General features: G+C 31.3%; 1 protein-coding gene, 1 pseudogene and 1 riboswitch. The gene and the pseudogene both read right to left on the bottom strand.

Annotated features, from left to right (window positions below; genetic code table 11):
* Window positions 1-4,995, bottom strand: a 4,995-nt coding sequence (locus RR554_RS05330; protein WP_332467565.1) for a DUF4430 domain-containing protein, incomplete at its 3' end; no start/stop codon positions are given.
* 352 nt (window positions 4,996-5,347) lie between these two features.
* A riboswitch (cobalamin riboswitch) is annotated at window positions 5,348-5,506 on the bottom strand.
* A gap of 126 nt (window positions 5,507-5,632) precedes the next feature.
* Window positions 5,633-6,866: pseudogene (locus tag RR554_RS05335) on the bottom strand (hypothetical protein); the annotation flags it as partial.

The following is a 6,866-nucleotide window of genomic DNA, read 5'->3' on the forward strand; positions in this document are numbered from 1 at the left end:
TTTTTTATTAATAGTTACTTTGCGTCCATCTTTAATATAAGCGCCTTGTTTGCCATTAGCTACTTTAGCTGCGTTAGCATTAATATAACCTTGCCACTCGCCTTTATTGTTGTAAAGAGAGTAATAAGTTGCTCCATTCATATGTTCGTATCTTCCACGAACTTGGAATGTTTCATTTAACACATTTTTACTTGAGTTACGTTTTTTCCAGTTAAAGTTAGACCAAATATCATAGTTACCTTTAGAAATTGTTACATAACGGCCGTCGCTAATGTAAGCACCTTGTTTGCCGTCTGCTACTTTAGTAGCATTAGCATTGATATAACCTTGCCATTCACCTTTATCATTATAAAGAGAGTAGTAAGTTGCTCCATTCATGTGTTTGTAGCGACCACGTGCTTGGAATGTTTGGTTTAATAAATCTCCACTAAAGTTACGTTTTTTCCAGCCGAAGTTAGACCAGATATCATAATTACCTTTAGTAATAGTCACATAGCGACCATCTTTAATATAAGCACCTTGTTTACCATCACCAATATTAACAGCTTTTTCATTAATATAACCATGCCATTTACCATCGTTATCATATAATGATAAGTAAGTTGAACCATTTTCATGTTTATATTTACCTCTTGCTTGGTAAGTTTCACCTACTAATTCATCTGTGCTGTTACGTTTTTTCCAATTAAAGTTAGACCAAGTATTGTAACCTTTTTTGTTAATAGTTACATAACGACCATCTTTAATGTAGTCTCCTTGAGGTGATTTTTCACCTAAAGTTAATTCTTTATCAGTCTTAACTTTATCAAGTTTAGTATTTGTTTCTTTAACAATAGCATCAACGGCTACTTTATCAGTAGCTTTTTCAATGCTAGCTGTTGCTTCTTTTAAAATATTATTGATTTCGTCTTGTTCTGCTTTACGATAATCTTTAAGGTTTTTGTATTCACTTAAAGCTTTATTAGCAGCTTCTTTATGAGCTTTTAATTCTTTTTCAGAACTTTCGTTACCTTTAAGTTCTTTTAATTTATCTTCTGCTGTAGTTAGTGTTTCTAAATTTAAAACATTAGCTTGTGCATCTGTTGATAATTTATCAAAGGCTTGACGAGCATTTTTAATTGTAGATTCGCTTGCTAATGTTACTTCGCCAATATTATTAATTAAATCAACAACTGGTTGAGCTTCTTCTAATAATTCAACTTGTTTATTTGCATTTTCTAAAAATTCTAAATTAGATACAAAGACTCTAGATGCTTCAGGTAAGGCATTATATAATGCTAGAGCTTTCGCAACTGCTTCCTTATCGTTTAAAGAAATAGTTTCAGACAAGTTTTCGATAGCTTCATTTACAGCATCAATATTTGAAATTAACTCTTCAACTGTTTTTTCAGCTGTAGCCAATGTTTCTAAGTTAGTTATCAACGCTTTTTGTTCTTCAGTCAAAGCATCGAATAATTGACGGGCTAATTCTACTTGAGCTTTATTAGCCATCGTAGGTGTCCCTAATTGTTCAATTGCATCAATAACAGTTTTAGCCGCTTTTTTATTTTCTTGTTCTTTTACTAAATTACTGTAAGTTTCTTTAGCTGTTTCCAATGCATCATGATTTGATACAAGTTTTTGAGCTGCTTCTGTTAATTCATCATATGCTTGAGCTGCTTTAGAAATAGCTGGTTCACTTGCAAGTGTTACTTCACCAATTGAAGAAATTAATTCTTCAACTTTTTTAGCAGCATCTTTGTTTTGAGCGTCTAATTTAAGAGTTTCAAATTTTACTTCAATGTCGTTTAATTGTTGATTTAGTTCTTTGAATTCTTTGTGCTGAGATAATTTATTTAATGCTTCGCGAGCCTCTTTAATAGCTGCTTCTTTTTCTAAAGTTACTTCGCCAATTGCATTAATAAGTTTTTTAACATCATCTAATTCAGTATCTTTGAAACTATTAGGATCAAATTCTTTGTAATTTCTAACTCGTGAATCTGTAGTTACATCATCTGTATAGAACCAAGTGATGACATCCCCGTCTTTGATTAGATAATCTGTTGACATAACATCAGGTAACACGTTATTTACTGCATACATCCAACCACTGTTTGGTCCATGTCCTTTTTCAGTTAAAGTCACACCATCAGGGCTAGTAATACTTGAAATGTAGCTACTTCCTGCAAATTTATAACCATTATCATCCATTGCTTTTTTAAAGACGTCAAAAGCAGTTGTGTATTCATTTCCTTCACCTTTAGCATCTAACCAGTTTACATATTGTCCTGGGACATCACTAGTATGTTCTTTATCACCAATGATTGATAAAGTTACTTTTCTTACTTCATCAGGATTAGGATTTTCACCTTTAATTCCTTTAACAATTAAATCAGCAGAAACAGGTTGACGGTATAATTTTTGTAAGTCTTTATTATCAGGATATTGTTTAGCGTATTTTCCTAATACAGAACTTGATAAAACACTTTTGACTGTTACTTTAGCATCATGCTCCGGTTTAGTTAAAAATAAGCTCTCATGTTGAAGAACAGCATTATTACTTGAATGGAATTTATCCCATTGTTCAGAAGGTCTTGTTTCATCGATGCTTACTGGAACAATTCCTCTATTTTTTAAATCTTTAGAATCATATACCCAATTAAGAGTTTTACCATCTTCGTTGAATGACACTTGTTGGAACGTGTTTAATCGTTCAGTAATGTTAGATGCATCACTATTACCAGCTTTATTTAAACCATTGAAATAGTTGGCTTTAGCAGCATCCATCAATTTAACTTCATCATCAATTTCTTTTTGTGTTAAAGGTTGAATCATTATTTCAAATGTTTTGCTAGCTGAAAGAGTCGAATTACGATCATTCATTGTAACCGTAAATGAAGCTTTTTTAGCAGATTCACCTGGCAATGGTCGTAAGACATTTAGACGATAACCCGTTACGGTTAATACATCTGGTGTATCACTTACAGCTTTAAATTGGTATAAATGGCTTAAGGGAACACCTGTACCTTTTGGATTTGGTAAACCAATATCATTTACAACTTGTTCAGGATTTATTTTTTCTTTTGTAACACTATCAGTCATTTTATCAAACGTATAATGTTCATCCATTAAAGATTGGATTTCATCTTTACTACCAGCACCTAGACCTTTAATTGTCACTTCGATTTCTTTTTCAATAGTTAATGATGGTTCTCCATTTTGAATGAAATTATTATTTATAGAAGCGTACAATGTCACCTTTTGATCTTTTTCACCACGTTTAATTTTTCCAATATAGGGGTTGTATAGGTTACTAGAACCACCAACTTGTAAACTATTATTTATAGTAATACTGTCATCTGAAGAATACCATTTAACTTCAGCCCATTTTTTTCCATCTACATGTTTTGGTAAAATTAAATCTTTATCAAATTTTTCAATAGATTCATTTTTATCCTTAATATTTTCAAGAGTTAGCTTATCAACAATTTCTTCTTGGGTAACTTTTGTTAATTTATCACGATCCCAATGCGTTACTATATTTTTTTTATATTCAGTATGAGCCCCATCTTTTGAAAAATCAAAAGTTATAGAAGTTGAACTAAAATTTGTTCCTGACGCATTATTTGGATTTATATAAAAGTAATGGATAGTTCCATTTTTTTCAATATTTTCTTCATTACTAGTTTCGTTAACATTTACTTTAACATCTTTAAATCCTAACTTTTCAAGTTCTTTTTCTATCATTGTATTAACGTTAGTATCTGTACCAAAAGTAGGTTTAGGTCTATACCAACTATCTTCTAAGGCTTTTTTAGCTTTTTCAACATGCTCTTGCGCTTCTTTTAATTTTTCTTCATCAATAGGTTCTTCTTTTGAACGGTTTAATTGTGAAGTTAATTTCACCGATCCATCTTTAGCTAAGTTAAATTTAGCAAATTCAGGAATAGTTATTGGTGATTCAAATTCTGCTCCGTCAAATTCATTAATTATTCCGATTGAATTAACTAAGTCAAACTCATCTTGAGTTGAATCATATAAGTTTTTGCTATTGTATAATTTGTCAGCATTCACTCTTTCAGGAGTATTAACTAACGTATTTAGCTCCTTAGCGTTTTCTCCAGTAATTTTCCCAAAATTAATTGAATTAAAAAAAAGATGTTTATCAGGAGAATTAAAGGTAGTATTACGATTTGTGTAGTGTCCGATAATACCTGCTAAATAAGCGTTTTTACTATCTGAAGAAATATTACCATAATTGATATTATTTCCAATTACTGTAGTACCAGTCATTTCAACTCTACCTACAATACCGCCTATTTGTGCTTGACTTGAACCACTAGGTCCGTTTATATTTCCATAGTTAATGTTACCAATTAAGTTACCAGACGTACTTTTTCCGGAAATACCACCTGTATTTTGAGAAGAAGTAGAAGTTATGTTCCCATTAAATTCGCTATTAGTTATGTTTGATGATTCTGTAGTTTGTCCTACTAGACCGCCAACATTAGTTTTTGTTTTAGCATTGATTTCAACTGAACTAGAAATATTTTCTATTGTTTTAGTATTCCAAGCTACTACAGATCCACTACTATTACCACCTGTAGTAGTTAGTGTTCCATCTATTGAGAAGTTTTTTATCAGTCCATCATTTTTACCAAATAAGCCTAACCAACTACCACCATCCTCAATATTAAAACCTTTGATAGAAAAATCTTTTCCATTAAAAATTCCTTTAAAAGAATTTGAAGTAGTTCCAATAGGACTCCACTGTTTATTTTCTAAATCTATATCTTTCGTCAATACAGCATCTATTGTTTTACCTGAATTAACTTCTTTAGCAAACCAAGCTAATTCTTCAGCGCTACCTATTTGATAAACGTCGCCTTCTTTACTCGGTTCTTTAACTTCTGTACCATCCCATGCAAATGCTGAATTAGCTCCAAACATTAAGGCTGACGTACAAAGTAATAAACTAATAGATAATTTTGCTTTTTTATTAAATTTTATTTTCAATATTCTTCCTCCCCAAATTAACAAACTTTAAAAATACACCCAAAATCCCTTTTAACCACTCTCCTCCAAAAAAAAGCACCTCAAAAAGGTGTTTTAAAAGTACTAATGAAAATATACACCCATAGATAATTTTCAAATTTTTATTAAAAAATAGATATCCTAAAAAACATAATAGCAAAACTCTTTCTAGCTAAATCAAGAGTTAATTTTAGACAATATGTGTTTTCAGTATTTAGGGAGTATGAAAGTTAGTACTTTTTCTTAACTTGTTTTAGAAAAAAGAAAAACACCCTAAAAAAAGGGTGTTTTTATGCACTAAAAATAAAAAAAGAATTCTCACCCATAGATATCTTTTACGTATAAAAACAAAGCAGGTATCCTGGCTCAACATCATTCTTATCCATACCTTCCCGATAAATATCAGTGGCTTTATGGACTCGTCCGTCTCACAGTAGCTAGGGGCTGCAAAGGATTTTAACCTTTTTCCCTGACTTTATTTTTTTAAGTTAAGCATATTATATAGTAAACGTTTCCCAAAAACAATTGTATTTTTCACATAATCCTTTAACCGGTATATTAATGAACTAAGTAAAAAAATAAAAAGGACAAATTAATATTTTGTCCTTTTTATTTGGTGTTATTTTACTGCTTGTTGGCTAACATAACCATACCATGTTCCTTTGTTATCGTACAATGAATAGTATGTTGACCCATTGAAATGATTATATCTTCCTCTTGCTGTGAATGTTTTGCCCATCAAATTGTTCGTTGATTGACGTTTTTTCCAGCTAAAGTTAGACCATGTGTTGTAACCTTTTTTGTTAATAGTTACTTTACGTCCATCTTTAATGTAAGCACCTTGTCTACCATCTCCTACTTTAACACCGGTAGCATTTATATAGCCATGCCAGTTTCCTTTATTGTCATACAATGAGTAATAAGTAGCACCGCTAAAATGTTTGTAGCGACCTTTGGCTTGGAAAGTTTGGTTTAATATTTGTTTACTCTTATTTCGTTTTTTCCAGTTAAAGTTAGACCATGTATCATAGTTACCACTTGAAATTGTTACGAAACGTCCATCACTAATATAAGCACCTTGCTTACCATCAGCAATTTTTACACCTTTTTCGTTAATATAGCCATGCCAGTTTCCTTTGTTATCATATAAAGAAAGATAAACTGAACCATTTTCATGATTATATTTTCCTCTAGCTTCAAATGTTTCATTTAAGACTTTTGCTGATTTATTGCGTTCTTTCCAGCTAAAGTTAGACCATGTTCCGTAACCTTTCTTAGCGACAGTTACAAAACGACCATCTTTAATATATGGTCCTTGAGGGCCATTAATTTCTTTTGCTGTTTTAACTTTATCTAATTTAGCTTCAGTTTCTTTTTGAATAGTATCTACTGCCGCTTTATCATTAGCTTTATCAATTTCAACTTTAGACTCTTTAAGAATAGTATTTAATTGAGCTTGCTCTTCTTTACGGTAATTCTTCGGATCTTTGTAAGAAGCAAGAGATTTATTAGCTACTTCTTTATAAGCTGCTAATTCTTTTGCTTTTTCTTCGTTTTCAGCATCAGTTAATTCTTTGTCAGTTTTAACTTTATCTAATTTAGCTTCAGTTTCTTTTTGAATAGTATCTACTGCCGCTTTATCATTAGCTTTATCAATTTCAACTTTAGATTCTTTAAGAATGGTATTTAATTGAGCTTGCTCTTCTTGCCGGTAATTCTTCGGATCTTTGTAAGAAGCAAGAGATTTATTGGCTGCTTCTTTATAAGCTGCTAATTCTTCTATAGGAGCTTCTTTTAGTGCATTGTTAAAGTTAGTTACTGCTTTGTTAATCTCGATTTGAGAAATAACTGTA

The organism is Vagococcus sp., from assembly GCF_036639995.1.
Taxonomy (GTDB): domain Bacteria; phylum Bacillota; class Bacilli; order Lactobacillales; family Vagococcaceae; genus Vagococcus.